At 62.8% G+C, this 26,399-nt stretch carries 23 protein-coding genes; 12 read left to right on the top strand and 11 right to left on the bottom strand.

What is annotated here, in order from left to right:
• The first annotated feature begins 74 nt into the window (after nucleotides 1–74).
• Both fdhD and HAQ05_RS14835 read left to right on the top strand, forming a co-directional pair.
• Complete coding sequence (gene fdhD / locus HAQ05_RS14840) at nucleotides 75–920, top strand: formate dehydrogenase accessory sulfurtransferase FdhD (protein ID WP_190421888.1); 846 nt, start codon at nucleotides 75–77, stop codon at nucleotides 918–920.
• Nucleotides 917–3,259 (top strand): FdhF/YdeP family oxidoreductase, encoded by a 2,343-nt coding sequence (locus tag HAQ05_RS14835; protein WP_190421886.1) that lies wholly within the window; start codon nucleotides 917–919, stop codon nucleotides 3,257–3,259. Before fdhD ends, HAQ05_RS14835 begins: the two co-directional genes overlap by 4 nt.
• Before the next feature lie 126 nt (nucleotides 3,260–3,385).
• Here the strand turns inward: HAQ05_RS14835 and HAQ05_RS14830 are convergent, their stop codons facing one another.
• Nucleotides 3,386–4,930, bottom strand: coding sequence for a phosphoenolpyruvate carboxykinase (locus HAQ05_RS14830; RefSeq protein WP_190421884.1), 1,545 nt, complete (start codon nucleotides 4,928–4,930; stop codon nucleotides 3,386–3,388).
• Nucleotides 4,931–5,109: 179 nt separating this feature from the next.
• A complete protein-coding gene (gene hslO, locus HAQ05_RS14825; protein WP_190421882.1) occupies nucleotides 5,110–6,012 on the bottom strand; it encodes an Hsp33 family molecular chaperone HslO in 903 nt (300 codons plus the stop codon).
• A gap of 108 nt (nucleotides 6,013–6,120) precedes the next feature.
• Between hslO and HAQ05_RS14820 the strand changes: the two genes are divergently transcribed.
• Complete coding sequence (locus HAQ05_RS14820) at nucleotides 6,121–6,918, top strand: phosphatase PAP2 family protein (protein WP_190421880.1); 798 nt, start codon at nucleotides 6,121–6,123, stop codon at nucleotides 6,916–6,918.
• A 10-nt stretch (nucleotides 6,919–6,928) separates the two neighbouring features.
• On the opposite strand, the gene HAQ05_RS14815 is transcribed toward HAQ05_RS14820, so the two are convergent.
• Complete coding sequence (locus tag HAQ05_RS14815; protein WP_190421878.1) at nucleotides 6,929–7,324, bottom strand: S4 domain-containing protein; 396 nt, start codon at nucleotides 7,322–7,324, stop codon at nucleotides 6,929–6,931.
• 180 nt (nucleotides 7,325–7,504) lie between these two features.
• Between HAQ05_RS14815 and rimB the strand changes: the two genes are divergently transcribed.
• Both rimB and rimK read left to right on the top strand, forming a co-directional pair.
• Nucleotides 7,505–7,987 carry a retropepsin-like aspartic endopeptidase RimB gene (gene rimB, locus HAQ05_RS14810; RefSeq protein WP_190421911.1) on the top strand — a complete coding sequence of 161 codons (483 nt, stop codon included), beginning with the start codon at nucleotides 7,505–7,507 and terminating at the stop codon, nucleotides 7,985–7,987.
• Nucleotides 7,984–8,889: a 30S ribosomal protein S6--L-glutamate ligase gene (gene rimK, locus HAQ05_RS14805; RefSeq protein WP_190421876.1), complete on the top strand. Its 906-nt coding sequence runs from the start codon at nucleotides 7,984–7,986 to the stop codon at nucleotides 8,887–8,889. Before rimB ends, rimK begins: the two co-directional genes overlap by 4 nt.
• A gap of 31 nt (nucleotides 8,890–8,920) precedes the next feature.
• Here rimK and HAQ05_RS14800 read toward each other — a convergent pair whose 3' ends face one another.
• Entirely contained in the window at nucleotides 8,921–10,231 is a 1,311-nt protein-coding gene (locus HAQ05_RS14800; protein WP_190421874.1) for an ATP-binding protein, read from the bottom strand.
• A gap of 90 nt (nucleotides 10,232–10,321) precedes the next feature.
• Nucleotides 10,322–11,062: an osmolarity response regulator transcription factor OmpR gene (ompR, locus tag HAQ05_RS14795; RefSeq protein ID WP_190421873.1), complete on the bottom strand. Its 741-nt coding sequence runs from the start codon at nucleotides 11,060–11,062 to the stop codon at nucleotides 10,322–10,324.
• 239 nt (nucleotides 11,063–11,301) lie between these two features.
• Here ompR and HAQ05_RS14790 point away from each other — a divergent pair, with 239 nt between their 5' ends.
• The 3 genes from HAQ05_RS14790 to gshA all read left to right on the top strand — a co-directional run bounded on the left by HAQ05_RS14790 (nucleotide 11,302) and on the right by gshA (nucleotide 15,889).
• Nucleotides 11,302–13,614 (top strand): Tex family protein, encoded by a 2,313-nt coding sequence (locus HAQ05_RS14790; protein ID WP_190421869.1) that lies wholly within the window; start codon nucleotides 11,302–11,304, stop codon nucleotides 13,612–13,614.
• A complete protein-coding gene (locus tag HAQ05_RS14785; RefSeq protein WP_190421867.1) occupies nucleotides 13,614–13,997 on the top strand; it encodes a PaaI family thioesterase in 384 nt (127 codons plus the stop codon). Before HAQ05_RS14790 ends, HAQ05_RS14785 begins: the two co-directional genes overlap by 1 nt.
• Nucleotides 13,998–14,305: 308 nt before the next feature.
• The gene (gene gshA / locus HAQ05_RS14780) at nucleotides 14,306–15,889 is read left to right on the top strand and encodes a glutamate--cysteine ligase (protein ID WP_190421865.1); all 1,584 of its coding nucleotides are present in this window, start codon (nucleotides 14,306–14,308) and stop codon (nucleotides 15,887–15,889) included.
• Nucleotides 15,890–15,916: 27 nt separating this feature from the next.
• On the opposite strand, the gene argA is transcribed toward gshA, so the two are convergent.
• Nucleotides 15,917–17,236, bottom strand: coding sequence for an amino-acid N-acetyltransferase (gene argA / locus HAQ05_RS14775; RefSeq protein WP_190421863.1), 1,320 nt, complete (start codon nucleotides 17,234–17,236; stop codon nucleotides 15,917–15,919).
• A gap of 128 nt (nucleotides 17,237–17,364) precedes the next feature.
• On the bottom strand, nucleotides 17,365–18,513 hold the full coding sequence (gene argE / locus HAQ05_RS14770; protein ID WP_190421861.1) for an acetylornithine deacetylase: 1,149 nt from the start codon (nucleotides 18,511–18,513) through the stop codon (nucleotides 17,365–17,367).
• Between the two features lie 137 nt (nucleotides 18,514–18,650).
• On the opposite strand from argE, the gene HAQ05_RS14765 reads away from it, so the two are divergent.
• On the top strand, nucleotides 18,651–20,018 hold the full coding sequence (locus tag HAQ05_RS14765) for a CYTH domain-containing protein (protein WP_190421859.1): 1,368 nt from the start codon (nucleotides 18,651–18,653) through the stop codon (nucleotides 20,016–20,018).
• On the opposite strand, the gene HAQ05_RS14760 is transcribed toward HAQ05_RS14765, so the two are convergent.
• The gene (locus tag HAQ05_RS14760) at nucleotides 20,008–20,478 is read right to left on the bottom strand and encodes an Lrp/AsnC family transcriptional regulator (RefSeq protein WP_190421857.1); all 471 of its coding nucleotides are present in this window, start codon (nucleotides 20,476–20,478) and stop codon (nucleotides 20,008–20,010) included. The two genes, HAQ05_RS14765 and HAQ05_RS14760, sit on opposite strands and share 11 nt — an antisense overlap.
• A 124-nt stretch (nucleotides 20,479–20,602) precedes the next feature.
• On the opposite strand from HAQ05_RS14760, the gene HAQ05_RS14755 reads away from it, so the two are divergent.
• The 3 genes from HAQ05_RS14755 to HAQ05_RS14745 all read left to right on the top strand — a co-directional run bounded on the left by HAQ05_RS14755 (nucleotide 20,603) and on the right by HAQ05_RS14745 (nucleotide 23,145).
• Nucleotides 20,603–20,920, top strand: coding sequence for a hypothetical protein (locus HAQ05_RS14755; protein WP_190421855.1), 318 nt, complete (start codon nucleotides 20,603–20,605; stop codon nucleotides 20,918–20,920).
• A 97-nt stretch (nucleotides 20,921–21,017) separates the two neighbouring features.
• Nucleotides 21,018–22,769 (top strand): GspE/PulE family protein, encoded by a 1,752-nt coding sequence (locus HAQ05_RS14750; RefSeq protein WP_194719608.1) that lies wholly within the window; start codon nucleotides 21,018–21,020, stop codon nucleotides 22,767–22,769.
• 55 nt (nucleotides 22,770–22,824) lie between these two features.
• On the top strand, nucleotides 22,825–23,145 hold the full coding sequence (locus HAQ05_RS14745; RefSeq protein ID WP_190421852.1) for a DUF2388 domain-containing protein: 321 nt from the start codon (nucleotides 22,825–22,827) through the stop codon (nucleotides 23,143–23,145).
• 7 nt (nucleotides 23,146–23,152) lie between these two features.
• On the opposite strand, the gene gcvH is transcribed toward HAQ05_RS14745, so the two are convergent.
• From gcvH to HAQ05_RS14730, 3 genes are all read right to left on the bottom strand, one after another.
• The gene (gcvH, locus tag HAQ05_RS14740) at nucleotides 23,153–23,539 is read right to left on the bottom strand and encodes a glycine cleavage system protein GcvH (RefSeq protein WP_190421850.1); all 387 of its coding nucleotides are present in this window, start codon (nucleotides 23,537–23,539) and stop codon (nucleotides 23,153–23,155) included.
• A 47-nt stretch (nucleotides 23,540–23,586) separates the two neighbouring features.
• Nucleotides 23,587–24,669 (bottom strand): glycine cleavage system aminomethyltransferase GcvT, encoded by a 1,083-nt coding sequence (gene gcvT, locus HAQ05_RS14735; protein ID WP_190421848.1) that lies wholly within the window; start codon nucleotides 24,667–24,669, stop codon nucleotides 23,587–23,589.
• Nucleotides 24,670–24,798: 129 nt separating this feature from the next.
• A complete protein-coding gene (locus tag HAQ05_RS14730) occupies nucleotides 24,799–26,394 on the bottom strand; it encodes an ABC transporter permease (RefSeq protein ID WP_190421846.1) in 1,596 nt (531 codons plus the stop codon).
• Nucleotides 26,395–26,399 lie beyond the last annotated feature (5 nt).

Genomic DNA, 26,399 nt, shown 5'->3' with positions numbered 1-26,399 from the left:
AATCGGAACTAGCGATTAGACGCCCACGGCATTCAAGCATAGGCTGAATGTATTGAACTGCCGGTGCAATACCCATGAATGCCAAGCGCCCGGCCCTGGTAGTGCCTGCCCCTGCGCAGGCCCCCGCGGCCAGCCATGAATATGCTTTCTGCGCCCTGGAGCCCCAGGAACGAGAGGCCGCGGCCAGCACCGTGCTGGCCGATGAAGTGGCTTTGGCCATCGCGTTCAATGGCATCAGCCAGGCAGTGATGTTGGTCAGCCCCACCGACCTCGAAGATTTCGTGGTGGGGTTCAGTATCGGCAGCGGCATCGTGCCGAACGCCAGCGACATCTACGACGTTCGCCTCAGCGGTTGTGGTGCTTCGCAGCAAGCCGAGGTGGAGATTTCCAGCCGCGCCTTCTGGGCGCTGAAAGACCACCGCCGGCAAATGGCCGGCACCAGCGGCTGCGGGCTATGCGGCGTAGAGGCCATGGAGCAGGCGTTGCCAGAGCTGCCCACCTTGCCGGCCTCGCCATTGCCGTCGGCGCAGTGGCTGAACGGGTTACGCCAGCGCATCGGTGAATTCCAACCCTTGGGCCAGCATTGCGGCGCGGTACATGCCGCGCTGTTCATGGACCGCCACGGCACTTTACAACTGGGCCGCGAAGACATCGGCCGGCATAACGCGCTGGACAAACTCATTGGCGCGCTGGCGCGCCAGGCCATAGACACCACCGGCGGCCTGGCCGTGGTCACTAGCCGCTGCAGCCTGGAGCTGATCCAAAAGGCCCTGCGCGCCGGCCTGCAGACCCTGGTCAGCTTGTCTTCCCCCACCGGCCTTGCCGTGCAGTGGGCACGCCAACACCACCTCAACCTTATTCATCTGCCGCATCACAGTGCGCCGCGGGTGTACAGCCCCGCGTTGGAGAAGCACGCATGAGCACCGAAAACCTCGAGAAAACCGCACCGGCCTCGGCCCCACGCTTCAAGCCGTACAGCGGCGCAGCCGCCGGCTGGGGCGCGCTACAGAGCGTGACGCGGGCATGGCTGGGTAGCGGTAATGCACTGAAAAACATCCGCACCATGCTCAAGACCAACCAGAATGGCGGTTTCGACTGCCCGGGGTGCGCCTGGGGCGACTCACCGGAAAGCGGCATGGTGAAGTTCTGTGAGAACGGCGCCAAGGCGGTGAACTGGGAGGCCACCAAGCGCCGGGTAGACCCGGCCTTCTTCGCCCGCCACAGCGTGAGCTCGTTGCTTGAACAAAGCGATTACTGGCTTGAGTACCAGGGCCGCCTCACGCACCCGATGATGTACGACGCCCAAAGCGACCGCTACAAACCGGTAAGCTGGGATGACGCCTTCGCCCTGATAGCGCGCCACCTCAACGGGCTGGAGAGCCCCGACCAGGCCGAGTTCTACACCTCTGGCCGCGCCAGCAACGAAGCCGCTTACCTGTACCAACTGTTCGTGCGCGCCTTCGGCACCAATAACTTCCCCGACTGCTCGAACATGTGCCATGAAGCCAGTGGCGTGGCGTTGGCGCAGAGTGTCGGTGTGGGCAAGGGCACCGTGACCTTCGCCGACTTCGAACATGCCGATGCGATCTTCGTGTGGGGCCAGAACCCTGGCACCAACCACCCCCGCATGCTCGAACCGCTTCGCGAAGCAGTCGAGCGTGGCGCCCAGGTGGTATGCATCAACCCGCTCAAAGAGCGGGGCCTGGAGCGGTTCCAACACCCGCAGCACCCTATCGAGATGCTCACCAACGGCAACCGCCCCACCAACACGGCGTACTTTCGCCCTGCCCTGGGCGGCGATATGGCGATCGTGCGCGGCATGGCCAAATTCCTGCTGCAGTGGGAGCGTGAAGCACAGGCCAACGGCGAGCCGGCGGTGTTCGACCATGAATTTCTCAACGCCCATACCGCCACGGTGGAAGAATACCTGGCCGTGGTCGATGCCACGCCGTGGACGCAGATCGTCGAGCAGTCGGGCCTGCCGTTGTATGAAATCGAGCAAGCCGCACGCATGTATGCCAGCGCCCAGCGGGTAATCATGTGCTGGGCGATGGGGATCACCCAGCACCGCCATTCGGTGCCGACCATCCAGGAAATTGCCAACATCATGTTGCTGCGCGGCAACATCGGCGCCCCTGGCGCCGGCCTGTGCCCAGTGCGCGGCCACAGCAACGTGCAGGGCGACCGCACCATGGGCATCAACGAACGCCCGCCGGCGTTTTTGCTCGAAGCCCTGGAAAAACGCTTCGACTTCCAAGTACCACGCGGCAGCGGTCACAACGTGGTCGAGGCCATCCATGCGATGCTTGAGGGCCGGGCCAAGGTGTTCGTGGCCCTGGGCGGTAACTTCGTTCAAGCCACGCCAGACAGCCCGCGCACCGCTGAGGCGCTGCGCAACTGCGAGCTTACGGTACAGATCAGCACCAAGCTTAACCGTAGCCACCTGATCCACGGCAAAGCGGCGTTGATTCTGCCGTGCCTGGGCCGCACCGACATCGACCTGCAAGCCGGTGGCCCGCAGGCGGTGACCGTGGAAGACTCGTTCAGCATGGTGCATGCCTCGTTCGGCCAGTTGCGGCCTATTTCCGAGCAGATGCGCTCGGAACCGGCCATCGTTGCCGGCATCGCCCAAGCCACTTTGGGCGAGCGCCCGGTGGCGTGGGAATGGCTGATCGCCGATTACAACCGCATTCGCGAGCTGATCGCCGACACCATTCCCGGCTTCACCGACTTCAACCAAAAAGTTAACAACCCCGGGGGGTTCTACCTGGGCAACAGCGCTGCGGCACGGCGCTGGAACACCCCCAGCGGGCGGGCGAACTTCAAGCCCAACCCCTTGCCCAGCGACCTGCTGCACGAAAAGGTGCATGCCGCGGGCAAGGCGCCCGACTTGATCTTGCAGACCATGCGCTCGCATGACCAGTACAACACCACCATTTATGGCCTGGACGACCGCTACCGCGGGGTTCGCGGCCAACGCGACGTGGTGTTCGCCAACGAGGCGGATATCATTCGGCTTGGCTTCCAGCCTGGGCAGAAGGTCGACGTGGTGTCGGTATGGGAAGACGGCCGCGAGCGGCGGGTGAAGGGCTTCACGCTGCTGGCCTACGACATTCCCGCCGGCCAGGCAGCGGCCTATTACCCGGAAACCAACCCCTTGGTGCCCTTGGAGAGCGTGGGTGCCGGCAGCCATACACCCACGTCCAAGTTCGTGGCCATTCGCGTGGAGCGGGCCAGCGAAAGTGCGCGGATCATCTGAATAGCATTGTGCTTCAGGGATTCGCCAGAATCCCGAACAGCAAAAAGCCGCCAAAGGCGGCTTTTTGACGGGTTGCTCAGGCGCTAAGCGCCCTTTTTAGCCCATTTGCGGCAATGCCACGGCACGTTACAGCGCGGGGCCGGCGTTACGGATGGCGTCGGAAACTTCGAATTTCTTGAAGTTTTCGATGAACAAGCTTGCCAACCCTTTGGCGGCTTCATCGTAGGAGGCGCCATCGGCCCAGGTGTTGCGCGGGTTGAGCAGGCCAGTATCGACGCCCGGGACCGCCGTGGGCACATCCAGGTTCACGATGTCGAGGTGCTCGGTTGCCACATCGACCAGCGCGCCGCTTTGGATCGCCGCGATCACCCCCCGAGTGGTGGGGATGCTGAAGCGCTTGCCCACACCGTAGCCACCGCCGGTCCAGCCGGTGTTCACCAGGTACACCTTCGAGCCGAACTGGCGGATACGCTTGATTAGCAGCTCAGCGTACACACCGGCGGGGCGCGGGAAGAACGGCGCGCCGAAGCAGGTGGAGAAGGTCGACTTGATGCCGCTGCCCGAACCCATTTCGGTGGAGCCCACCAGCGCGGTGTAACCCGACAAAAAGTGGTAGGCGGCTTGTTCTTCGCTGAGGATCGACACTGGCGGCAATACGCCGGTCAGGTCACAGGTGAGGAAGATCACCGCGTTAGGCTCGCCGCCGAGGTTCTTCGGCGCGCGCTTTTCGATCAACTCGCGCGGGTAAGCGGCACGGCTGTTCTGGGTCAGGCTGTCGTCGGTGTAATCGGGTAGGCGGGTTTCGGCGTTGAGTACCACGTTCTCCAGCACCGCACCGAACTGGATGGCCTTCCAGATCACCGGCTCGTTCTTCTCGGTCAGGTCGATGCACTTGGCATAGCAACCGCCTTCGATATTGAACACCACACCGTCGCCCCAACCATGCTCGTCGTCACCGATCAGGTAACGGCTTTCGTCGGCCGACAGGGTGGTTTTACCGGTGCCGGACAAGCCGAAGAACAGGGTCACGTCACCGTCTTCGCCCATGTTGGCGGCGCAATGCATCGGCAACACACCTTCGGCTGGCAGCAGGTAGTTCTGCACCGAGAACATGGCTTTTTTCATTTCACCGGCATACCGCATGCCGGCGATCAGCACCTTCTTGGCGGCGAAGTTGATGATCACGCAACCGTCGGAATGGGTGCCATCGCGCTCCGGCTCGCACACGAACCACGGCGCGTTGAGGATCTGCCATTGCGCCTTGCCCGACGGGTTGTAGTGCTCGGGGTTGATGAACAGGCAACGGCCGAACAGGTTATGCCAGGCGGTTTCGGTGGTCATCTGCACGGCCAGGTAGTGCTGTTCGTCAGAACCTACGTGGACGTGGGAAACGAAATGGTCACGCTCGCCGACATAGGCTTCGACACGGGCCCACAGGGCAGCGAACTTGTCGGCCGGGAACTTACGGTTGATCGGGCCCCAAGCGATTTGATCCTCGCTGGAAGCTTCTTCAACGATAAAGCGATCGACCGGCGAACGGCCGGTACGATGGCCTGTCTTCACAACCAGCGAGCCATTGGCGGCAAGCTCACCTTCACCACGGCGAATGGCTTCTTCAACCAGTTGAGCGGTGCTGATGTCGGTATACACGGCGTTTTTGGCTTGCGTCATGTGAATCCCCGTCGGCGCTCGGGCCGAGTGTTTCAAACGTTTTGTAGTAGAAAATACAAACCTACTACAGCTGAAAATGGGCCGGATTATGCCAGAAACGCCCGAGAAAAGTAGAGCCCTCCGGTCGACAATGGCGCTATTCCGGCGCTTTCACGCTCACTTGGCAGTGGTAAAACGCTTCAGTGACGGGTCTCTGACGGAGCTTCGACCCCACCTCCGGCAAACAGTTGCGCTACATCATTCTGATCATAAAGATAACGTTCGTTGCAGAACTGGCAGTCGATTTCGACCTGGCCGCCCTGCTCTTCGACCAACCGCAACGCATCTTCCTCACCGAGGCTGGCCAACGCCCGCGCGGAGCGCTCCCGCGAGCAACTGCACTGAAAATGCAGCGGCTGCTCTTCGAACAGGCGCACAGCCTCTTCGTGATACAGCCGGTGCAACAGGGTTTCGTTGTCCAGGCCCAGCAGTTCCGCGCCGGTGAGCGTTTCGGCCAATGCCAGCACATGCTGCCAGTGGTTCGCGCGCTCATCATCGTCGCGCTGTTGCTCGGCCGGCAACTGTTGTAGCAGCAAACCACGGGCTTGCTCGCCATCGGCCTGCAGCCAGAAACGGGTGCCCAACTGTTCCGATTGCGAAAAGTAGTTATCGAAGCACTCGGCAAGGGTTTGCCCATCGAGCTCGACGATGCCTTGGTAACGCTTGCCCCGGCGCGGGTCTATGGTCATTGCCAGGGTGCCGCCGGGCATCAACTCGCCCAACTGCGTAGCGCCCGCCAGTTGCTCGCCGTTATAGCGCGCCAACCCGCGGATTTCGCGTTCGCTGGAGCACTCTATCATCAGCAGCGGTATCGGCCCGTCGGAGCGCGCCTGTAGCACCAGCAGCCCGTCGAACTTGAGCGTGCCCACCAGCAGCGCCGCCGCGGCCATGAACTCGCCCAACAAGCGCGCGACCGGCTCGGGGTACGGGTGGCGCGCCAGCACTTCGGCATAGCTACCAGCCAGTTCCACCAGCTCGCCACGCACGTCGGCGTTGTCGAAGATGAAACGTTGGGAAAAGTCAGAAGGCAAAGAATGTGACATAGGTTCTGGAATCGTAAAAAGATGACAAAATAGATACCAATAGAAATAAAAACACTGCTTGGCGGCCTATCAGCGTGCCGCTTGAAACTGCCACCACAGAGGTATCTTATGAACAAACCGGGACCGTTCCAAGCAAGGTGGAACGCCAGCGGTCTTATTTTCTGCAACATTGCTGCCTTGGCGCTGCTGTGTTTGTGGCTATGGCCCACAACACACAACCTTATGGCAGCCTTTGACGAAGGTTTCTACCGCTTGCTGAACCAACCCTTGGCCAGCAATGCCGCGTGGCGGTACATCTGGACCGCGGGCAGCCTGCGCCCCTTCGACGCGGTGGTAGGCCTCATTCTACTGTTTTTATTGATCCGAGGTGGCTGGGCGTTCGAAGCTGCGCAGCTTCGCCAGGGGTTTTGGGGCTTCGTAGCGGTGCTATTGCTGCTGGTGGCGGTGCGCACACTGTTTTCCAAACTGTGCGACGGCCTGGGCTGGCAGCATGACAGCGTGTCGATGATGGTGCCCGATGCGGTGCACCTGAGCGACTGGTACCCGCACTTGGACAAAACCTGGCAACTCAAGGACCAATCAAGCAACAGCTTCCCCGGCGACCATGCCTCGGTGCTGTTGATTTGGGCCATGTACATCAGCGTTTCGGCCCGGCGAGCTGGGCCGGTGGTCGTGGCCTGGGCCTTGGCCGTGCTGTTCAGCATGCCGCGGTTGGTCGCCGGCGCGCACTGGGCACAGGACGACTACATCGGCGGCTTGTTGATGGCCCTGCTGGCGTTGGGTTGGGGGTATTACACACCGTTCGTGGCCCATGCCAGCCAGTGGCTGACGCGCGTAACAGCACCCGTGTTTCGGCTATTGCAACGGGTGCCGTTGATCAACCGCCTCAGCGTGGTCAGCGCCTGAGCGAAGGCGGCTAGCCGCGGTGCAGCCCGAGCAACTGGCGGCGCTGCTTCTTGGTGGGCCGGCCGTCGGTTTCGATACCGACGGCGCCGGCCTTGCGCAGGGCCGCCGCTTGCTCGCGGCGGGCCACGCTGCTGGCGGTTTCTTCATACAGCGCCTGGGCCTGCGGTGCGCCCCGGCGTACCGCCGACAATGCCTTGACCACCACCGTGCGCTGGTCAAAGCCTGCGCGGACCTGATACTCGTCGCCAATGCGCGGCTCTTTGCTGGGCTTGCAGCGCTCGCCGCGGTGGTGGACCTTACCGCTTTCTATCGCGGCCTTGGCCAGCGCGCGGGTTTTGTAGAACCTTGCCGCCCATAGCCATTTATCCAGGCGGACCTTGTCATCTTCTGCAACTAGGTTGGGCACAGCGACACCTCATCTTGAAACATAACCGCACTCTACTACCCTCGCCGGTGGATGCAATCACACCCAGGTTACGTTTACAGTTCAGCCCAGTTACGGCGACGCAGCCAAACGTATCTGCGCGCGGTCTACCCTGTGCAAGTATCGCCCTTGCCAATTTCAACCCTTAGGCAACTGAACGCATTGAAAACCTTCGACCACCTTTCAGTGATCGGCCTTCGCGAATGGGTGGCGCTACCCGAGTTGGGTGTCGCCGGCCTACGGGCCAAAATCGATACCGGCGCCAGTACCTCCAGCCTGCATGCCACGGAAATCGAACCGTTCGAGCGCAATGGCGAAGGTTGGGTGCGCTTCAACGCCCACCTGGGCTCGGTGGTGCAGTTGCGCCACCGCCGCTGCGAGGCGCCGCTGGTAGCGATGAAAACCATCAAGAGCTCCAACGGCCATGCCCAAGTGCGCTACACCATCTGCACGCCCTTGGCGCTAGGCGGCCGGGTTTGGCACGTGGAATTCACCCTCGCCTGCCGCAAGGCCATGCGCTATCGCCTGCTGCTCGGCTCCAAGGCCCTGGTGGCCGGCCAATGGGTGGTAGACCCGGGCGCCACGTATGTACAAAACAAGCCGGAGTTTCCGGTAACCATACCCTCCACCACAGGTGTTGCATGAAGATAGCCGTACTTTCGCGAAACCCGCGTCTGTATTCCACACGCCGCCTGGTCGAAGCCGGCGAGCAACGCGGTCACGAAATGGTCGTGGTCGATACGCTGCGCGCCTACATGAACATCGCCAGCCACAACCCGCAAATCCACTACCGCGGCAAACCGTTGGCGGGGTTCGATGCGGTCATCCCGCGTATCGGCGCGTCTGTCACGTTTTACGGCTGCGCCGTGCTGCGCCAATTCGAGATGATGGGCGTGTATCCGCTGAACGAATCAGTGGCCATCGCCCGCTCACGCGACAAGCTGCGCTCGCTGCAACTGCTCTCGCGGCGGGGCTTGGGCCTGCCGGTCACCGGCTTCGCCCATTCCCCGGACGACATCCCGGACCTGATCCGCATGGTCAATGGCGCACCGTTGGTAATCAAGGTGCTCGAAGGCACCCAGGGCATCGGCGTGGTGCTGTGCGAAACCACCAAGGCGGCCGAATCGGTAATCGAGGCGTTCATGGGCCTGAAGCAAAACATCATGGTGCAGGAATACATCAAGGAGGCTGGCGGTGCGGACATCCGCTGCTTCGTAGTGGGTGACAAAGTCATCGCGGCCATGAAGCGCCAGGCCAAGCCCGGCGAGTTCCGCTCCAACCTGCACCGCGGCGGCACCGCCAGCCTGATCAAAATCACCCCCGAAGAGCGCGTTACCGCCATCCGTGCGGCCAAAGTGATGGGCTTGTCGGTGGCCGGGGTGGATATCCTGCGCTCCAATCATGGCGCGCTGGTGATGGAGGTGAATTCCTCACCAGGCCTGGAAGGCATCGAAGAAACCACCGGCAAGAACGTTGCCTCGATCATCATCGAACACCTTGAGAAGAACAGCGGGCCAAACCTTACGCGTACCAAGGGCAAGGGGTAACGGCAACCCGGCTGCACGCCTGAGGCAGCGGCTATATCGCATCCCGCGGCAGCATCAGCGTCAAGGGTAAGCGCACCCGCGCCTCCAAGCCCCCGCCCTCGCGGTTGCGCAGTTCCACATTGCCGCCATGCATGGCGGCAATGCGCTTGACGATCGCAAGCCCGAGCCCGGTTCCCTTGCTGCGCGCACGGTCGCCACGGGTAAAGGGGTTGAAGATGCTTTGCAACTCCTCGTCGGCCAAGCCCTCGCCCCGGTCAAGTACGCTGAGCACCACATAGGGGGCGCCGGAGTCGCCTGCCACATGCGCGTGCACTTCTACCGCCTCGCCGCCGTGATACAGGGCATTGTCGATCAGGTTGGTGAGCAGGCGTTTGATCGCCACCCGCCGCAGCGGCACCGGCGGCATCGGCTCGAGTACCAACGCCACCTGTTGCTTGGCCTGGTTGAACGGCGCGACGGTTTCCCGTACCAAGGCGCCCAGGTCTGCTTCATCGAGGGTTTCGTCGCGGCCATCACGCATGAACGCCATGAACTGATCGAGAATCGCGTCCATGTCTTCGATATCGCGCACCATGTCATCGGTGAATTCGTTTTGGCTGCCGATCAGCGCGAGCGACAGGCGCAAACGGGTCAGTGGTGTGCGCAGGTCGTGCGATACCCCCGCCAGCATCAGTTCACGCTCGCGCCCGGCCTGCTCGACGTCTTCGGCCATCTGGTTGAAGGCGCTGTATACCTCGAGCATTTCGCTGGGCTGGTCGCTGGTAGGCAAGCGCACACTGCGGCCCTTGCCCAGCTCGCGTGCGGCGGTGACCAATAGTTTGAGCGGGTGGATCAGTTGGCTTACGAATATCCAGGCCGACAGCGTGGACAGCACGCCGATGGCCAGGAACCACCCCAACACACTCCAGATTTTTTGCCCACGCAGTGGGTGCGGATACAACGGCACCTTCATCCAATCGGGGCCCAGGCTCGGCGCGCGCACCCATAACGCCGGGGGCACATGCACCCGCAGGCGCACTTCGGTATCTTCGCCCAACTCGGCCTGCATCTGGCGCTGGTAGATTTCGCTGTAGGGCCAGTGCTGCTCGCCCTGTGGCACAGCGTTGCCGGCTACCCGAATAAGCCCAGCCGCCGAGGCGATTTTTTCACGGTTCGCTTCGTCCGCCGCCCAGTACGCGCGAAGGGTCAGGCCCACACCGTGGCTGTATTGGCGGTCGACCAGCACGTCTTCATTCATCAAGAGGTAGACAAGCGTCAAGGCCTTGGAAAACAGAACGGCGATCAGCACCAGCCACAGGGTGCGGGCAAAGAAGCTTTGGGGGAACCAGAGCGGCGCTTTCATAAAGGGTCATCAAATGGTGGGCGCAAAAACGACCTGCCCGTCGCTGGCACAATGGCCGACGACGGGCAGGTCACGTGCCGCCCTGAACACTTACTTGCCGGCGTTGCCGTCCGGCACGAATACATAGCCCACACCCCATACTGTTTGAATGTAGCGCGGCTTGGCCGGATCGGGTTCGATCATGCGCCGCAAGCGGGAAATCTGCACATCGATGGAGCGCTCCAGGGCGTCCCACTCCCGGCCACGCGCCAGGCTCATCAGCTTGTCACGGGTGAGCGGCTCGCGGGCGTGCATCACCAGTGCCTTGAGCACGGCGAATTCCCCGGTGGTCAGCATGTGCTTCTTGTCGCCGCGGGTAAGCTCGCGGGTGGCCAGCGACAGCTCATAATCACCGAAGGTCACGACTTCATCCGTGCTGCCCGGTGCCCCTGGCACCGGCACTTGCTGGCGGCGCAGCACGGCTTTGACCCGCGCCATCAACTCGTCGGGGTTGAAAGGCTTGGCCAGGTAGTCGTCCGCGCCGAGTTCCAGGCCCCGGATACGGCTCAACTCGTCGCCCTTGGCGGTGAGCATGATGATCGGTACCTGGTTGTTGGCCGCGCGCAGCCGACGGCAAGCGGACAGGCCGTCTTCGCCTGGCAGCATGAGGTCGAGCACCACGAGGTTGAATACTTCACGGCCCAGCAGGCGGTCCATTTGCTCGGCATTGGGGACGGCGCGCGCGCGATACCCCTTGCTTACGAAGAAACGCTCCAGCAGGCGGCTCAACCCCGGGTCGTCATCGACGATAAGAATTTTTTCGCCTTCAGGTGTTGAGGCAGTGCTACTCATGAAAAACTCCTGGTTAGGGGCGGGGCGTATTATGACCTGCTCGCTCATGCCCGTGCTGCAAGCATTGTTAGCAGATTTTTCACCGCTCGGCAGCCCGCCCGCTCAGCACGTTCGCCCACACGTCTGACCCACACAGCGTTCGGCTGGTTATAATGCGGCCTTTTCGAGCTCGGGCAGCGCCCGGAATGTGCCTGCCAGGCCGCTTCATGGCCCGGCCCCAAACGTTTGCAGGTGGTTTTATGGAAAGCATCAACAGCCGCATCGCCGAGGAACTCGGCGTTCGCCCCCAGCAGGTCGAAGCGGCGGTGGCCCTACTCGACGAAGGTTCCACGGTGCCTTTCATCGCGCGTTACCGCAAAGAAGTCACCGGCAGCCTCGATGACACCCAGTTACGCCACCTCGAAGAGCGCTTGCGCTACCTGCGCGAGCTCGATGAACGCCGTGCCAGCATCCTGGCCAGCATCGAAGAGCAAGGCAAGCTGACCCCGGAGTTGGCCCGCGAAATCAAACTGGCCGAGACCAAGACCCGCCTCGAAGACCTCTACCTGCCGTATAAGCAAAAACGCCGCACCAAGGGCCAAATCGCCCTGGAGGCCGGCCTCGGCGAGCTGGCCGACGGCTTGCTGGGCGACCCCATGCTGGCCCCGGAGCAAGAAGCGGCGCGGTTCGTAGACGCTGAAAAAGGCTTCGCCGATACCAAGGCGGTGCTCGAAGGCGCCAAGTACATCTTGATGGAGCGCTTCGCCGAAGACGCCACGTTGCTGGAGAAACTACGGGGTTTCCTCAAGCAGGAAGCCACGCTGAGCGCGCGCCTGGTCGCCGGCAAAGAGGTCGAGGGGGCCAAGTTCCGCGATTACTTCGAACACGACGAAGCGCTCAAGAGCATGCCGTCGCACCGCGCACTGGCGATCTTCCGGGGGCGCAACGAGGGTGTGTTGAGCGCTGTGCTCAAAGTGGGCGACGAACAGCCCGGTACCCTGCACCCATGCGAACTGATGATCGCCGAGCGCTTCGGACTCAAGAACCAAAACCGCCCCGCCGACAAATGGCTGGCCGAAGTGGTGCGCTGGACATGGAAGGTCAAGCTTTACACCAGCCTTGAAAACGACCTGTTCGGCGAACTGCGCGAAGGCGCCGAGGGCGAGGCGATCAGCGTGTTCGCGCGCAACCTCAATGACCTGCTGCTGGCCGCCCCGGCCGGCCCGCATGCCACGCTCGGGCTGGACCCGGGCCTGCGCACCGGCTGCAAGGTGGCGGTGGTCGATGCGACCGGTAAAGTGCTCGACACCGCCACCGTATACCCCCATGCGCCGAAGAACCAATGGGACCAGACCATCGCCGTGCTCGCCGCGTTGTGCGCCAAGCATGCGGTCGACCTGATCGCCATCGGCAACGGCACCGCCAGCCGCGAAACCGACAAGCTGGCGATGGAACTGATCAAAAAATACCCTGGCCTGAAAATGACCAAGGTGGTGGTGTCTGAGGCGGGCGCCTCGGTTTATTCGGCATCGGAGCTGGCAGCCCGGGAATTTCCCGACCTGGACGTAACATTACGGGGTGCGGTGTCGATTGCACGGCGCCTGCAAGACCCGCTGGCGGAGTTGGTGAAGATCGACCCCAAATCCATCGGCGTGGGCCAGTACCAACACGATGTGTCGCAACTGCAACTGGCGCGCAGCCTCGACGCGGTGGTAGAAGACTGCGTGAACGCCGTGGGGGTAGACGTGAACACCGCGTCGGTGGCGCTGCTGACGCGTATCTCCGGGCTGAATGCGACCCTTGCGCAGAACATCGTCACCCATCGCGACGCCAACGGCGCCTTCCGCACCCGCGATGAGCTGAAAAAAGTCAGCCGGCTGGGCGAAAAAACCTTCGAGCAAGCCGCAGGCTTTTTGCGGGTGATGAGCGGTGACAACCCGCTGGACGCCTCTGCCGTTCACCCCGAAGCTTACCCGCTGGTGCAGCGTATCGCCCAAGACACTGGCCGTGACGTGCGCTCGCTGATCGGCGACAGCGGCTTTCTCAAACGCCTGGACCCGAAAAAATTCACCGACGACACGTTCGGCCTGCCCACCGTGACCGACATACTCCAGGAACTCGACAAACCCGGCCGCGACCCGCGCCCGGAATTCAAGACCGCCGAGTTCCAGGAAGGCGTGGAAAGCCTGGCTGACCTGCAACCGGGTATGGTGCTCGAAGGGGTGGTCACCAACGTTACCAACTTCGGTGCGTTCGTCGATATCGGCGTGCACCAGGACGGCTTGGTGCATATTTCGGCGCTAAGCGAGAAGTTCGTGAAAGACCCGCGCGAAGCGGTCAAGGCCGGTGACGTGGTGAAGGTCAAGGTGATGGAAGTGGATATCCCGCGTAAACGCGTGGGGCTGTCGATGCGCATGGGTGACACCCCCGGTGAGAAAACCGAAGGCCCCCGTGGTTCGCGCCCGGCGGCGGCGCCCCGTGCTGCCCAGCCGCGCAAGCACGAGGCCAAGGCACCGCCCAGCGGGGCGATGGCCGCCTTGTTCGCCAATGCTAAACAACTGAAGAAACGCTGATGGACTTGCCCGACGACTACGTACAAAGCCCATTCAGCCAGTTATTGGGCTGCCGCGTGCTGCGGCTCGAAGAGGGGCTGGCCGAGGTTGGCCTGGCCCTTACCGAACCGCTGCGCAACCGCCTGGGCAAGTTGCATGGCGGCGCCATGTTCAGCCTGGTAGATGTCGCCATGGGCTTGGCATGCTCCATGTCCCATGGCTTCGACAAGGCCAGTGTGACGCTCGAATGCAAGATCAACTATATCCGCGCCGTGGCCGATGGCGACGTGGTGTGCCTGGCCAAGGTGATCCATGCCGGGCGGCGCACGCTGGTGGTCGAGGCCGAAGTGCTGCAAAACGACAAACTGATGGCCAAGGCCCAGGCCACCTTCGCGGCTCTATAGCCGAACCGCCCCAGGTTGGGTTAGTGTCGCGCCAACAGGCGCCAGTATGGTGTTTCAGAAGTTCGCACACGCATTGACGTGTGGGTGTCGCTGTCGGGCAAGGCGCCATAACGCGCTATAGCGGGGCTATGGCGAGGAGGGGCAACCACCTGGCAGCAAAAGGCACTGTCGAAAGCGTGCAGCCAACGCCTGAAACACCGCACTGGCAGCCAAGCCGAACCAGGCGACCACGCCGGTAATGGGCATACCCTTGTAACCGATCGATCCACCCCCCATATCGGGGCGATCGATGCGTGAAGGAACAAGACTTGAGCGAACTTCTTAATCGCCGCCTGCACTTGCTGGGCGAGCCTGCCAACCTGAGCCTGCTCACGCAGTGCCTGCACGGTATCGAACGCGAATGCCTGCGCGTTACGGCCGATGGGCGCCTGGCGCAGACCCCGCACCCCGAGGCGCTAGGGGCGGCGCTGACCCATGAACAGCTCACCACGGACTATTCCGAAGCGCTGCTTGAGTTCATCACGCCAGCACTGGCCGACCCGGCGGCGACGCTGCAAAGCCTGGAATCGATCCACCGCTTCGCCTATAGCGGGCTGGGCAGCGAGTTGCTGTGGAGCCCGTCGATGCCATGCGTGCTGCCGGCCGAAGAAGATATTCCGATCGCCTGGTATGGCACGTCGAACATCGGCCAGCTCAAGCATGTGTACCGCAAGGGCCTGGCGGTGCGCTATGGCAAAACCATGCAATGCATTGCTGGCATCCACTATAACTTCTCGATTCCCGACGCGGTGTGGCCTTTGCTGCGTGACGCCGAGGGCGGTAGCGGCACCGACCGGGATTACCAATCCACGGCCTATATCGGCTTGGTCCGTAATTTCCGCCGCTACAGCTGGTTATTGATGTACCTGTTCGGCGCCTCACCCGCGCTGGACGCAGGCTTTTTGCGCGGGCGGGCGCATCAGTTGGACACCTTCGATGCCACCACCCTGTACTTGCCCTATGCCACCAGCCTGCGCATGAGCGACCTGGGCTACCAGAACAATGCCCAAGCCGGCCTTACCCCCTGCTACAACGACCTACCCAGCTACACCGAAAGCCTGCGCAAGGCCGTGGCCACGCCTTACCCGCCGTACCAGGAAATCGGCACTCACAAAGACGGCGAATGGCTGCAGCTCAATACCAACATCCTGCAGATTGAAAACGAGTACTACTCCAACATCCGCCCCAAGCGCGTGACCTACCCCGGCGAGCGGCCGATCCAGGCCTTGAATGCCCGAGGCGTGCAGTACGTCGAAGTTCGCTGCCTGGACATCAACCCGTTCCTGCCCACCGGCGTCGACCTGGCCGAGGCCAAGTTCCTCGATGCCTTCCTGCTGTACTGCGCGCTGGAAACCAGCCCGCTGCTGCAAGGCAGCGAGTGTGACGCCTGCACCACTAATTTTTTGAGTGTGGTGAAGGAAGGCCGCCGCCCCGGTTTGCAACTGCAGCGCGACGGCCAAGCCATCAGCTTGCAGGCCTGGGCGGGCGAATTGCTTGAGCGAATCGCCCCGATCGCCGCCCTGCTCGACCGTGCCAACGGCGAAAGCGCCCATGCCCAGGCATTGGCCGCACAACAGGCCAAGCTTGCCGACCCTACCCTGACGCCCTCGGCGCAGGTGTTGGCCGCCATGCAAGCGAACAAGGAAGGCTTCATCGCCTTCTCCCTGCGCCAGAGCGAAGCCCACGCCGATTACTTGCGTGGGCAAGCGTTAAGCGTCGAGGAGCAACGGCGCTTCGACCAGCAGGCGCGGGAATCCATCGCCAAGCAAGCCGCCATGGAGCAGGAAGAAGTGGGCGATTTCGACCTGTTCGTGGCAGCTTACCAAGCCAGCATTTTGGCCATCAGCCATTGAGCCTATCGCTGTGCGGCATGCGGGTTTTCAACGCTTGCCGCTGTTGCCCAGCGTTTTTTCGAATATTTTCGAATTGCGTTGGTAGTTGTACAGCGAGGCCCGGGCCGCCGGTAGCCGTTCCACCCCGCTGGGGATAAACCCGCGCTCGCGGAACCAGTGCGCCGTGCGGGTCGTGAGCACGAACAGGGTGTTCAGCCCCGCTGCCTTGGCGCGCTCTTCGATGCGTTCGAGTAACTCGTCGCCCCGGCCGCCATGGCGGTACTCAGGGTTCACTGCCAGGCAGGCCAGTTCGCCCGCATCGGAATCGGCGATCGGGTACAGCGCGGCGCAGGCGATGATCATGCCCTCCCGCTCGACCACGCTGAAGTGTTCGATTTCCCGCTCCAGAACTTCTCGCGACCGGCGCACCAAAATACCCTGATCCTCAAGCGGGCTGATCAGTTCGATCAGCCCGCCTACATCGCCGATGTTCGCTTCACGCACGCGCTCGAATTGCTCCTGGGCCACCAGGGTGCCGTTACCGGCGCGGGTGAACAGCTCACTGAGCAGCGCACCATCTTCGGCATAGCTGACGATATGGCTACGGGGAACCCCGCCCCGGCAGGCCTGGGCCGCGGCATCGAGCAATTCGCCCTGGTATTCATGGGGCCCCAGGCGTTCCAGGTGTGCGGGCACCTGCAACGGGCTGATCTCACGCACCAGCCGGCCCTGTGCGTCGAGCAAGCCGGGTTCGGCGCCGAACAACAGCAGCTTATCGGCGCCAAGGTCCACCGCCGCCCGGGTGGCAACGTCTTCACAGGCGATGTTGAAAATCTCGCCAGTGGGCGAGTAGCCCAGCGGCGACAACAGCACGATGGCACGCTCATCGAGCAGGCGGTTGATCCCTTTGCGATCGATGCGGCGCACCTCACCGGTGTGGTGGTAGTCAATCCCTTCCAGCACGCCGATGGGCTTGGCGGTCACCAAGTTGCCGCCAACCACACGCAAGCGCGCCCCCTGCATGGGCGAGGAGGCCATGTCCATCGACAACCGAGCTTCGATGGCTATGCGCAGGTGCCCGACCGCGTCGATCACGCATTCGAGCGTGGGCGTATCGGTAATGCGCAGGCCGTTGTGGTAATGCGCGGGAATACCGCGGGCGGCCAGGCGGCTTTCGATTTGTGGGCGCGAACCATGCACCAGCACCAGGCGCACGCCCAGGCTGTGCAGCAACACCAGGTCATGCACGATGTTGCCAAAGTTGGGGTGCGCCACCCCGTCACCGGGCAGCATCACCACAAAGGTGCGGTCGCGGTGGGCATTGATATAAGGCGAAGCGTGGCGTAGCCAGTTAACGTATTCGGGCATCAGACAGGGGCCTGTGGCAGTTCAAGACGAAAGCGCGATGCAACGAGGTAAGTGGGTTATCGTCGTAACAGGCTTGGCGACACGCGCGTGCTCCTTGTGGCGGGAATACGTAGGTAGGCCGCGGCTATTCAAGCCGGGCCCAGGCAGTAATGTTGAATCAACTCACGCAGTAGACGCACCGTAGGCTGCAAACGTGACAATTCAAGGTATTCCCCTGGCTGGTGGGCGCAGCGGATATCACCAGGGCCCAACACCAGGGTTTCGCAGCCCAGCCTCTGAAAATACGGCGCCTCGGTGCCGAACGCTACAGCCTCCGCGCGGTGGCCGGTCAGCCGCTCGGCCACCCGTACCAGTTCGGCGTCGGCAGCCTGCTCGAAGGGGGACACTTCGGCAAACAGGGGCGCGTAATCGATCTTCACCTGGTAGCGCTCGGCCACTGGCCGCAGTTTCTGCTGGATCGCGGCGCGCAGTTGCGCGGGGTCCATGCCCGGCAGCGGGCGCAGGTCGAATTCCAACGAACACTGCCCGCAAATGCGATTGGGGTTGTCTCCACCATGGATGCAGCCCAGGTTGAGGGTGGGGTGGGGCACGCCAAATTGGGGGTTATTGTACGCCACCTGCCATTGCTGGCGTAGGGCTATCAGCTCACCCATGGCGGCATGCATGGCCTCCAGAGCGCTGTGGCCAAGGGTGGGGTCTGATGAATGGCCGCTGCGCCCCAATATATCGATGCGCTCCATCATCACGCCCTTGTGCAAGCGGATGGGCTTAAGGCCGGTGGGCTCACCAATCACCGCCGCGCGTCCCAGCGGCCGGCCGGCTTCGGCCAGGGCCTTGGCACCGGCCATCGAGCTTTCTTCATCGCAGGTGGCCAGCACCAGCAACGGTTGTTTGAAGGGCTGTGACAGCAACGGCTGCACCGCTTCGATCACCAGAGGGAAGAAACCTTTCATGTCACACACGCCCAAGCCCAGCCAACGGTCACCGGCTTCGCTGAGCTTGAGTGGGTCGGTTTGCCACAAGCTTTCGTCGAACGGCACCGTGTCACTGTGCCCGGCCAACACCAACCCCCCCGGGCCGCTGCCGAAGCTGGCGAGCAGGTTGGCCTTGCCGGGGGCGACCGGATGCACCTGGCAGTTGAAGCCCAGGTCGCCCAGCCAGTTGGCCAGCAGGTTGATGACCGGCAGGTTGGGCATATCCAACGCGGGCTGGGTGCAACTCACCGAAGGCGTGGCGATCAACGCAGCGAACTGCGCTTTAAGGGGCGGCAATGGCATCGGTTTTCTCCCGGTTCAGCCCCCATCATAGAACCATCTGCACGCTGGAATAAACCGGTTGCGGCCCGGGTGCGTTACACTGGGCGCCTTCTTCGCAGTTACGCTATTGCCCTTGCGGCGCTGGATTCCAACCTGCCATGCACAAAGAAACCGAAATCAAACTGCGGGTCAGCCGCGACACGTTGGCCGCCCTGCGCGAGCACCCCCTGCTGAAAAAGCGCAATAAAAGCGGCTGGTCGCGCCACGAACTGGCCAACCAGTACTTCGACACCCCGGCTCGTGACCTGGCCGCCGCCAAGGTCGCGTTGCGCCTGCGCAAAGACGGCGAGCAACTGATCCAGACCCTCAAAGCCCGCGGCCAGAGCGTTGCCGGTTTGTCCGAGCGCAACGAGTACGACTGGTACCTGGACAAACCCAAGCTGGACCTTAAAAAACTCACCGACGATTGTTGGCCCGCCGCCTTGGCCGAGCTCGATAAAAAAACCCTCAAACCGATCTTCACGACTGATTTCGTGCGCGAAAAAGCCGAAATCGCTTGGGGCCGTGGCAAGGCCAAGGTGGTGCTGGAAGCCGCGCTAGACCTCGGCCACGTGGTGGCGGGCAAGCACAAGGAAGAAATCTGCGAACTGGAGCTGGAACTGCGTGAGGGCGAACCGGCAGCATTGCTGGAGCTGGCCGCTGAGCTGGCGCAAACGCTGGCGCTGATGCCGTGCGACATCAGCAAAGCCGAACGCGGCTATCGCCTGTTCGACCCAGACAGCTACGCCCTGACCTTGCCGGCGCCTGAGCTGGGCGCGGAAACACCCCTGGACGACGCCTTCACCGCCCTGGCTTGGCACCTGTTGGGCAGTAGCCAGCGGCTGGCCGAGCAATACCGCTTCAACGGGCATTGGCGCTTGCTGCAAGAGTGGCTGCAGCGCCTGGTCGAACTGCGCGCCTTGCTGGGCAGCCTTGGCCTGGCGGCACCGCGCAGCAGCACCCACGAACTGCGCCGCGCCCTCGATGAGCTACTCGAAGATTGGCGCCCGCTGGTAGACGCCGGCAATGCCGATGAAGATGTGCGCCAGGGGGCGCCAGAGCAATTCGCCGAAGAGCTACACGACCCTCGCTGGGGGCACTTTTCGCTAAGCCTATCGCAATGGCTGCTGGCTGAAGCCTGGAAAACCGAACGCAAGGGGCGCGGTGCCAAGCTCGGTGCCGTGCCGGTGGCCACCTGGCTGGCTACGTTCATCGGCGACGAAGGCGCCGCGCTGCAACTCGACCTCTACCGCCGGCAGCCCGAAGACCTTGCCGAGCAACTGCCACGATTGGAGCGCCTGAAGGTGTGGCTGCGCTATGCCCGCCTTGCGCTGGAGCTACCCGAGGCCGACCGCCTGTACGGTGAGCTTAACCGCCTGCATGAGCTGGCCGAGGCGCCGATCAACGAGCAGACGCTCCAAGCCCGCGAAGCACAAGCCTTGGCGCTGTCGCGCCACCCGGGCTGGAAGCAACTGGTCAAGCGTTGACCGGCAAACGGGTGGTGGACTTGATCTCCGACAGGGCCACGGTCGAGTTCACCTCCTGTATGCCCGGTACCAAAGATAATTTTTCGAAGAAAAACCGCTCGTAGGCTTCGATGTCCGAGGTGACGATACGCAGCATGAAATCCACCGCGCCCATCAATACATAACACTCCATCACCTCGGGAAAGCCGCGAACGGCCTCGGTAAACTCCGTAAAGTTCGAGCGCCCGTGGGCGTTAAGCTTCACTGCCGCGAATATCTGGGTGTTCAGGCCGATTTTCTTGCGGTCCAGCAGCGATACCTGGGCGCGAATTACCCCCTCTTCCTTGAGCCGCTGTATCCGCCGCCAGCATGGCGACTGCGACAGCCCCACCCGCTCAGCCACCTGCGCAGTAGAGAGCGTGGCATCTTCCTGCAGCACTTCAAGAATACGACGATCGAACGAATCTAGCGTTACCCGCATAAAAATTCCCATTAATGAACGAAAGAGAATTAAATAATTCCATAAAAGGCGAAATCAGGGATAGCTAGCAAAGCAATAACCTGCCCAGCGGTGCACACTATCGGCACCGCCGGAGGAGCCGACCATGACCCTGCACAGCCTCGATACGCCCACACGCAACGACCCCTGGGCACGTGACCTTGCCACTGAATGCGTGCGCTTTGTGCTGAATGCACAGCCCCAGCCAGACGTGGCTTGCCGGGTAATGAACCTGCTCGCCATGCAGTACTTGATGGCCCACCATGCCCACCTGCAGGTGCAGCACGGGGTACTGCGTCTGGAGCTCGAAGTGGCGCAGGTGAGTTGGCACCGTGCGCAGTTGATTGCGCAGCGCATGCGTGGCCTGGTGGACGTAGACGACGTGGTACTGGAAGCGGTACGCCCAATGGCGGCCTTGGCCTGAGCGGTCATATCCTGTGACGGCTTGGCCTGGCACCCGCGCCGCTACGCACTATGCTGCACCCATCGACCACGGACGGTCATGATCTGGCAGGGTGCCCATGCTCAGCGAACCTATCGGCGGCAATCGCCCCTTACAACTGCACGCTCTGCTTCAACAATTGGCGCAGCAAACGCTTATTTCCCCCGCCGACATCACCCCTACCCTGCAGGCACACAAGCCCGGCCAACATCCGTTGCTCACCCTCGCCCAGCGGCAATTCCCAGGCCCCAAGGGCCAGCCGCTGTGCCTGGAACAGCTGACGCAATGGCTGGCGGAGCAAGCGGGCTTGCCTTACCGGCGTATCGACCCGTTCCGGCTGGATGTGGCCAGTGTGACGTCTCAAGTATCAGCCGCTTTCGCCAAATACCACCAGATCCTTCCGTTGGAGGTGGCCCCTGAGCATGTAGTGGTCGCGACTGCCGAGCCGTGGGTAACCGGCTGGGTCGCCGGGTTGGCGACCGCCACCCGGCGGCGTATCGAACGGGTGGTGGCCAACCCGCAGGTAATCGAGCACCTGATTGGCCAGTTGTTTCACCTGGCCCACTCGGTAAACGGCGCACAGCAGGCCGCCCAGGCCGGGTTGGCGGCGCTGCAGCGGTTGCCCGCACCGCCCGAGGGGGAGCAGGCTCCCGTCAGCGATATCATCAACTGGCTGCTGAACTATGCCTTCGAGCAAGGCGCCAGTGACATCCACCTGGAACCGCGCAGTGAGCAAGCGCAGGTACGGCTGCGCATCGATGGCATGTTGCTGTGCGTGTACAGCCTGCCCACGGCGGTGGCCACCGCCGTCACCAGCCGGCTCAAAAGCTTGGGCCAACTCAACCTTGCCGAGAAGCGCAAGCCCCAAGATGGCCGCTTTCGCCATACCACCGCGCAAGGCAAGGCCATCGAACTGCGGGTATCCACGTTGCCGACAGCCTTCGGCGAAAAAACCGTCGTGCGCCTGTTCAACCCCGAACTGCTGCTCCAGAACCTCCCTGCCTTGGGCCTGGCGGGTGCGCAGTTGGCGCGCTGGCAAGGCATCATTCACCAGCCAAACGGCATCATCCTGGTAACGGGCCCAACCGGCTCGGGCAAAACCACCACGTTGTACGCCACATTGCATGAGCTGGCGCGGCCGGAAGTAAACCTGTGCACCATCGAAGACCCGATCGAGGTGGTGAACCCGGCACTGAACCAGATGCAAGTGCGGCATAACATCAACCTCGGCTTCGCCAGCGGTTTACGGGCACTCATGCGGCAAGACCCAGACATCATCATGGTGGGCGAAATCCGCGACGTGGAAACCGCGCACATGGCCGTACAAGCGGCACTGACGGGCCACTTGGTGCTTTCGACATTGCACACCAACGACGCACCGGCGGCCGTTACCCGGTTGCAGGAAATGGGCGTACCTCACCACCTGATCAACGCCACGCTGCTGGGGGTGATGGCGCAGCGGTTGCTGCGAACGTTGTGCCCATATTGCAAGGCCGCGGGCGCCATCAATGAGCAGGATTGGCACGCGCTGATACACCCTTGGCGCGCCCCCGCGCCGGCGCGGGTATTCAGCCCGGTGGGTTGCGATGAATGCCATGGCACTGGCTACAAGGGCCGTATGGCGATCTACGAGATCATGTTGATGACCGACCGCCTCAAAGCCCAGGTGGGGCCCGCCACCCCGTTGGCCCGCTTACGCGCCCGGGCCTGCCAGGACGGCATGCGCCCCTTGCGCATCGGCGCCACGGTGGAATTGGCCGCCGGTAACGTGTGCGTACAAGAGGTGCTGCGGGTTACGCCCGCGGCCCAGGGAAATTCCGTGGTGTGCTGAACTTGGCAGCCTTGCCGCGGCTCAAAAGCGGTGTATATCCACAAGGAGTTCGATCATGCGCGTTAAACCCGTGATCCTTAGCGCTGCGCTGTTTTGCTTGCCTCTGGGCCCGGCAATGGCCGACTCGTTCTTGCGCAATGTGGTTTCGTCCGGCGCTACCACCGGTTCGACCTATCTCACATTCAAAGACCACAAAATGGTCGTGGCCGCCCAGGACGATGCCGGCAGTTTCGTCGCCAGCGACGGCGCCATACGCGGGCCCTTCCTCGAAGCGGCGATAGCCCGCCTGCGCAGTGACAACCCAGGGTTACAGGCCAGCGACATGGCGCTGGCCAATGCCATCCTGGCTAAAAACGCCGTGGCCGAACAGCCGTGACCAGCGGCTACTTGGTGCTGATCAGGGCTTCGTAGCCTGCAGCGTCGAGCAGCTTGTTTAACTCGGCGGCATCGGTTGGCTTGAGTTTGAAGAACCAGGCACCGTAAGGGTCGGTGTTCACTGTTTCTGGGCTATTTGCCACCGCCTCGTTGACAGCGATCACTTCACCGCCTACCGGTGCATAGATGTCTGATGCGGCCTTGACCGACTCAACCACCGACAATGGGTCATTGGCGCTTACCTTCGTGCCGACCTCCGGCAACTCAACGTACACCACATCACCCAGCGCTTCCTGGGCGTGGTGGCTGATCCCGACGGTCACGCTGCCATCGCTTTCCAGGCGAGCCCACTCGTGGCTTTCGGCGTAACGCAGTTCGGCGGGGATATTGCTCATGGGACACTCCTCAGGACTTCAGCGGCATATCGCCTGTAATAATGGGTTCACACCAGAATCTTGCCATGGCGCACGAAGGTTGGCTTGACCACCCGCACCGGCAGCCACCTACCACGGATTTCGACCTCGGCTCGCTCGGCCGTGGCCGCCGGCACCCGCGCCAAGGCGATGGATTTATTCAGCGTAGGTGAAAAACTACCGCTGGTGATTTCACCCTCGCCCACGCCTGCCACCCGCACCACCTGATGGGCCCGCAGCACCCCTCGCTCCTCGAGCACCAACCCTACCAGCCGGCTGGCTGGCCCTTGCGCCAACTCGGCCTCCAGCGCCGCGCGGCCGACGAACGGTCGGCCCCTGGGCTCCAACGCAACCGAGCCGGCCAAGTTCGACACCCAGGGGGAGTGCTGCTCGTCCAGGTCCTGGCCATACAGGTTCATTCCGGCTTCGAGGCGCAATGTATCACGTGCGCCCAACCCGATGGGGGCGATACCGGCACCGACCAACTCGTTGAACAACCCTACCGCTTGCTCAGCGGGCAACATGATCTCCAAGCCGTCTTCGCCGGTATAACCGGTGCGGGCGATGAACCAGTCGGCCTCGGCTTCGGCCCGGAAGGGCAATAGCCGATGGATCAGTTCGGCGCGCGGTTGCCCCAGCAGTTGCGCGACCTTTTCGCGAGCATTCGGGCCCTGGGCCGCGAATATCGATAATTCCGACCGCTCGCGTACTTCTACGGCGCCAGCTGGCTGATGTTGATACAACCAGGCCAATACCTTTTTACGGGTGACGGCGTTAAGCACCAAGCGAAAACCATCGGCCAAGCGGTAGATCATCAGGGCGTCGATCACCCCACCGCGCTCATTGAGCATCGCGCTGTACAGTGCCTTGCCGGGCTCATCCAGGCTATCCAGGTCATTGGCCAGCAGGCCGCGCAACCAGGCGTGGGCCTCACTGCCGTGCACATCGACCACGGTCATGTGGGACACATCGAATACGCCGCAATCGCCGCGTACCTGGTGGTGTTCTTCAACCTGCGATCCATAATGCAGGGGCATGTCCCAACCGCCAAAATCGACCAGTTTGGCCCCCATGGCCACGTGCAGGTCATACAGAGGCGTGCGCTGTCCCATGGGTTTCTCCTTCCGGGCAATGCGAAGGCACGCGCCAGAGCCATTTGCCTACGAACGGTAACGTGCCGGCAGTGGCCCGGCGGGTGCCAGGTGCCGCGCATTGTATCCGCATGCTGGGCGCCGGGCACGTTAACCCAGCCGCGCCGACCGGCGGACCAACACGATCACCGGCAGCAAGCCGACCAATACCAACGACAGCGCCGGCAACGATGCCCGCGCCCACTCGCCTTCGCTGGTCATTTCGAACACCCTCACGGCGAGCGTATCCCAGCCGAACGGGCGCATCAGCAGGGTGGCTGGCATTTCCTTGAGCACATCGACGAATACCAACAATGCGGCGCTAAGCGCCCCAGGCAGCAACAGCGGCAGATACACCCGGGCGAAAAGCGGCACGCCCGCCACGCCAAGGCTGCGCGCGGCTTCCGCAAGGCTGGGCCTTACCCGGCCCAGCGCCGCCTCCAGCGGCCCATAGGCTACTGCCAGGAACCGCACCAGGTAGGCCAGCACCAGCGCCCCCAGGCTGCCCAGCAACAGTGCTCGCCCGGCCAGCGGAATCACCAGCCAATGGTCCAGCGCACTGAATGCCAGCATCAGCGCCACCGCCAATACGGAACCGGGCAAGGCATAGCCCAGGTTCGCCAAGCCCACGCCCGCCGCCATCGCCCGCCCCGGCACGGCACGCCGGGCGAACGCCAGCAGCAAGGCCAGCAACACGGTGAGCAGCGCCGCGAGCGTGCCCAGGTAAAGGGTATGCAGCACCAGCGCCAGGTAACGCTCGTCGAAGTCAAAACGCCCGCGCTGCCAACACCAGGCCAATAACTGCAACAACGGCACCACGAACGCGCAGGCAAACACCCCCAGGCACCAGCCGCTGGCCAGGGCGGCGCGCCAACCACGCAAGTGGTACAACGCTTGGCGCCGGCCGCGTTCGCTGCTGGCGGCCACGCGGGTGCGGGTGCGGCGCTCACCGTAAAGCAACAGCATGACCGCCAGCAACAACACACTGGCCAATTGCGCGGCCGTCGATAGGCTGAAAAAGCCATACCAGGTTTTGTAGATCGCGGTGGTGAAGGTGTCGAAGTTGAACACCGATACCGCGCCGAAGTCTGCCAGGGTTTCCATCAACGCCAGGGCCACCCCCGCGCCGATCGCTGGGCGCGCCATGGGCAGCCCCACACTGAAGAAAGCGCGCCAAGGGGAGTGGCCGAGCGAGCGTGCCGCCTCTACCAACCCGCGCCCCTGGCTGAGAAACGCCGTGCGGGCCAGCAGGTATACATAAGGGTAGAACACCAGCACCAGCACCAGGATCACCCCACCGGTAGAGCGCACCCGGGGCAGCCGCACGGCGGTGCCGAACCACTCGCGCAGGGCGCTTTGCACGGGGCCGGCGAAGTCGAACACGCCTATGAACACAAAGGCCAGCACATAGGCTGGAATAGCGAACGGCAGCATCAAAGCCCAATCGAGCCAGCGCCTGCCGGGGAATTCGCACAGGCTGGTGAGCCAGGCTAGGCTCACGCCCACCAGCGTGACCCCGATGCCGACCCCCAACACCAGCACCAGCGTGTTGCCCAGCAGGCGCGGTAGCTGGGTGGCCCACAGGTGCGACCAGATCTCGCCATCGATGGCCTGCCAGCTCAACAGCAACACGCTGGCCGGCAGCAGCACCAAGGCAGCGGCCGTATACGCCAGCGCCAACCAGCGCCGTTGGGCCTGGTTACGCATGGCGG

Origin of the sequence: Pseudomonas typographi, from assembly GCF_014694385.1 — a bacterium.
Lineage (GTDB): Bacteria > Pseudomonadota > Gammaproteobacteria > Pseudomonadales > Pseudomonadaceae > Aquipseudomonas > Aquipseudomonas typographi.
This window is presented reverse-complemented; position numbering and strand designations above follow the sequence as displayed.

Bases quoted from the DNA above. Each gene is read 5' to 3' on its own strand.
- ompR (WP_190421873.1), bottom strand. From the start codon at position 11,062: ATGAGTAGCACTGCCTCAACACCTGAAGGCGAAAAAATTCTTATCGTC.
- HAQ05_RS14790 (WP_190421869.1), top strand. From the start codon at position 11,302: ATGGAAAGCATCAACAGCCGCATCGCCGAGGAACTCGGCGTTCGCCCC.
- gcvH (WP_190421850.1), bottom strand. From the start codon at position 23,539: ATGAGCAATATCCCCGCCGAACTGCGTTACGCCGAAAGCCACGAGTGG.
- HAQ05_RS14755 (WP_190421855.1), top strand. From the start codon at position 20,603: ATGACCCTGCACAGCCTCGATACGCCCACACGCAACGACCCCTGGGCA.
- HAQ05_RS14785 (WP_190421867.1), top strand. From the start codon at position 13,614: ATGGACTTGCCCGACGACTACGTACAAAGCCCATTCAGCCAGTTATTG.
- HAQ05_RS14730 (WP_190421846.1), bottom strand. From the start codon at position 26,394: ATGCGTAACCAGGCCCAACGGCGCTGGTTGGCGCTGGCGTATACGGCC.
- rimK (WP_190421876.1), top strand. From the start codon at position 7,984: ATGAAGATAGCCGTACTTTCGCGAAACCCGCGTCTGTATTCCACACGC.
- HAQ05_RS14765 (WP_190421859.1), top strand. From the start codon at position 18,651: ATGCACAAAGAAACCGAAATCAAACTGCGGGTCAGCCGCGACACGTTG.
- HAQ05_RS14835 (WP_190421886.1), top strand. From the start codon at position 917: ATGAGCACCGAAAACCTCGAGAAAACCGCACCGGCCTCGGCCCCACGC.
- fdhD (WP_190421888.1), top strand. From the start codon at position 75: ATGAATGCCAAGCGCCCGGCCCTGGTAGTGCCTGCCCCTGCGCAGGCC.
- HAQ05_RS14760 (WP_190421857.1), bottom strand. From the start codon at position 20,478: ATGCGGGTAACGCTAGATTCGTTCGATCGTCGTATTCTTGAAGTGCTG.
- hslO (WP_190421882.1), bottom strand. From the start codon at position 6,012: ATGTCACATTCTTTGCCTTCTGACTTTTCCCAACGTTTCATCTTCGAC.
- argA (WP_190421863.1), bottom strand. From the start codon at position 17,236: ATGCCCGAATACGTTAACTGGCTACGCCACGCTTCGCCTTATATCAAT.
- HAQ05_RS14820 (WP_190421880.1), top strand. From the start codon at position 6,121: ATGAACAAACCGGGACCGTTCCAAGCAAGGTGGAACGCCAGCGGTCTT.
- gcvT (WP_190421848.1), bottom strand. From the start codon at position 24,669: ATGGGACAGCGCACGCCTCTGTATGACCTGCACGTGGCCATGGGGGCC.
- HAQ05_RS14750 (WP_194719608.1), top strand. From the start codon at position 21,018: ATGCTCAGCGAACCTATCGGCGGCAATCGCCCCTTACAACTGCACGCT.
- HAQ05_RS14830 (WP_190421884.1), bottom strand. From the start codon at position 4,930: ATGACGCAAGCCAAAAACGCCGTGTATACCGACATCAGCACCGCTCAA.
- argE (WP_190421861.1), bottom strand. From the start codon at position 18,513: ATGCCATTGCCGCCCCTTAAAGCGCAGTTCGCTGCGTTGATCGCCACG.
- HAQ05_RS14800 (WP_190421874.1), bottom strand. From the start codon at position 10,231: ATGAAAGCGCCGCTCTGGTTCCCCCAAAGCTTCTTTGCCCGCACCCTG.
- HAQ05_RS14745 (WP_190421852.1), top strand. From the start codon at position 22,825: ATGCGCGTTAAACCCGTGATCCTTAGCGCTGCGCTGTTTTGCTTGCCT.